Here is a 1,543-nt window from a genome sequence, read left to right as displayed (position 1 = left end):
GGGCGGGGACGCTGACGGGGACGCCGGGCAGGTTGAGGCCCTTGTTGTCGGAGACCATGCCGCCGACGGTGACGGTGGTGCGGACGCGGGGGCCGTCGACGGCGACGACCTGGAGGGCGACGCGGCCGTCGTCGATGAGGACGGAGTCGCCGGGGCTGACGTCGCCGGGCAGCCCCTGGTAGGTGGTGGAGACCTCCTTGCGGCTGCCGGGGACGTCCTCGGTGGTGATGGTGAACTCGTCGCCGAGGGTGAGCCGGACGGGGCCGTCGGGGAACCGGCCGATGCGGATTTTGGGGCCCTGCAGGTCGGCGAGGATGCCGACGCCGCGGCCGGTGGCGTCGGCCGCGGCTCGGATCCGGTGGTAGACCTCTTCGTGGATGGCGTGTTCGCCGTGGCTCATGTTGAGCCGGGCGACGTCGACGCCGGCCTCGACGAGGGCGTTGATCTGCTCGGTGCTGGAGCAGGCGGGGCCGATGGTGCTGACAATCTTCGCTCGACGGGTCACATGGACAACGGTACCGTCGGCGCGGGGCTCTGGGCGGGTTTCGCGGGCCAAGCCGGATGTTGGTAGGCGCCTCTCCGCTTCCAACGTGGTCTAGACCACATGTGGCCGGTCAGCGCTTGAACACCTCGATGGCGGCTTGGGAGAACGCCTTGAGATCGTCGGGTTTGCGGCTGGTCACCAGGACGTTGGGTCCGCCTTCGCAGATCTTCACCTCTTCGTCGACCCACGAGGCGCCGGCGTTGCGGAGGTCGGTCTGGAGGCTGGGCCAGGAAGTCATGGTGCGGCCTCGGACGACGCCGGCTTCGATGAGTATCCAAGGTGCGTGACAGATAGCGGCAACGGGCTTGCCGGCGTCGAAGAACGCCTTGGCGAAGGCGACGGCGTTGGGGTCGGTCCGCAGGAAGTCGGGGTTGGCGACGCCGCCGGGGAGGACGAGGGCGTCGAACTCGTCGTGGCCGGAGACGTTGACGGTGGTGTCGACGGAGAAGCTGTCGGCCTTGTCGAGGTGGTTGAACGCCTGGATGCGGCCGGAGTCGGTGGAGACGAGGCGGGGGGTGCCGCCGGCCTGCTCCACGGCCTTCCAGGGTTCGGTGAGCTCGACCTGTTCGGTGCCTTCGGGGGCGCAGAGGAACGCGATGGTCTTGCCCCGCAGGTCCGTAGGCATGGTGGCCTCCCGCTGTCGTGTGTTTCCCGTTCTGTAGAGCCCCCTGCCCATCGAGGCGGGTGGTATGCAGGAAGGTATGAACACCACCGGGTATCGCGAGGTGCCGGTTCCCGGGTGCGGGGGGCTGGTGTGCGCGTGGACGGCCGGGTTGCCGGGTGACGCCGCGCCTTTCGTGCAGCGGGTCGTGCCGGACGGGTGCGTCGATGTGATGTGGTCGGGCCTGGACGGGGAGATCTTGGTGGCGGGGCCCGATACGGGGCCGATGCCTGCGGTGATGCGGCCGGGTGAGGTGGTGGTGGCGGTGCGTTTCGCGCCCGGGGCGGCGCCGCCGGTGCTGGGTGTGCCGGCCGATGCCGTCCGGGATGGGCGGGTGG

3 protein-coding genes are annotated in these 1,543 nt (G+C 70.1%); 1 reads left to right on the top strand and 2 read right to left on the bottom strand.

The genetic code is table 11. From position 1 onward, the window contains the following. Both E1298_RS46870 and E1298_RS46865 read right to left on the bottom strand, forming a co-directional pair. On the bottom strand, positions 1–505 hold a 505-nt coding region (locus E1298_RS46870; protein ID WP_243726272.1), incomplete at its 3' end, for a pyruvate kinase. 109 nt (positions 506–614) lie between these two features. Then, positions 615–1,169: a type 1 glutamine amidotransferase domain-containing protein gene (locus E1298_RS46865; RefSeq protein WP_131903791.1), complete on the bottom strand. Its 555-nt coding sequence runs from the start codon at positions 1,167–1,169 to the stop codon at positions 615–617. 76 nt (positions 1,170–1,245) lie between these two features. Here E1298_RS46865 and E1298_RS46860 point away from each other — a divergent pair. Beyond that, on the top strand, positions 1,246–1,543 hold a 298-nt coding region (locus E1298_RS46860), incomplete at its 3' end, for a DUF6597 domain-containing transcriptional factor (protein WP_341770715.1).

Origin of the sequence: Actinomadura rubrisoli (assembly GCF_004349215.1) — a bacterium.
GTDB lineage: Bacteria > Actinomycetota > Actinomycetes > Streptosporangiales > Streptosporangiaceae > Spirillospora > Spirillospora rubrisoli.
Note: the sequence above shows the minus strand (reverse complement) of the source record. Positions and strands in the feature narration are given on the sequence as shown.

What these genes read in the sequence shown, in the direction of transcription:
- E1298_RS46865 (WP_131903791.1), bottom strand. Translation starts at nt 1,169, where the DNA reads ATGCCTACGGACCTGCGGGGCAAGACCATCGCGTTCCTCTGCGCCCCC.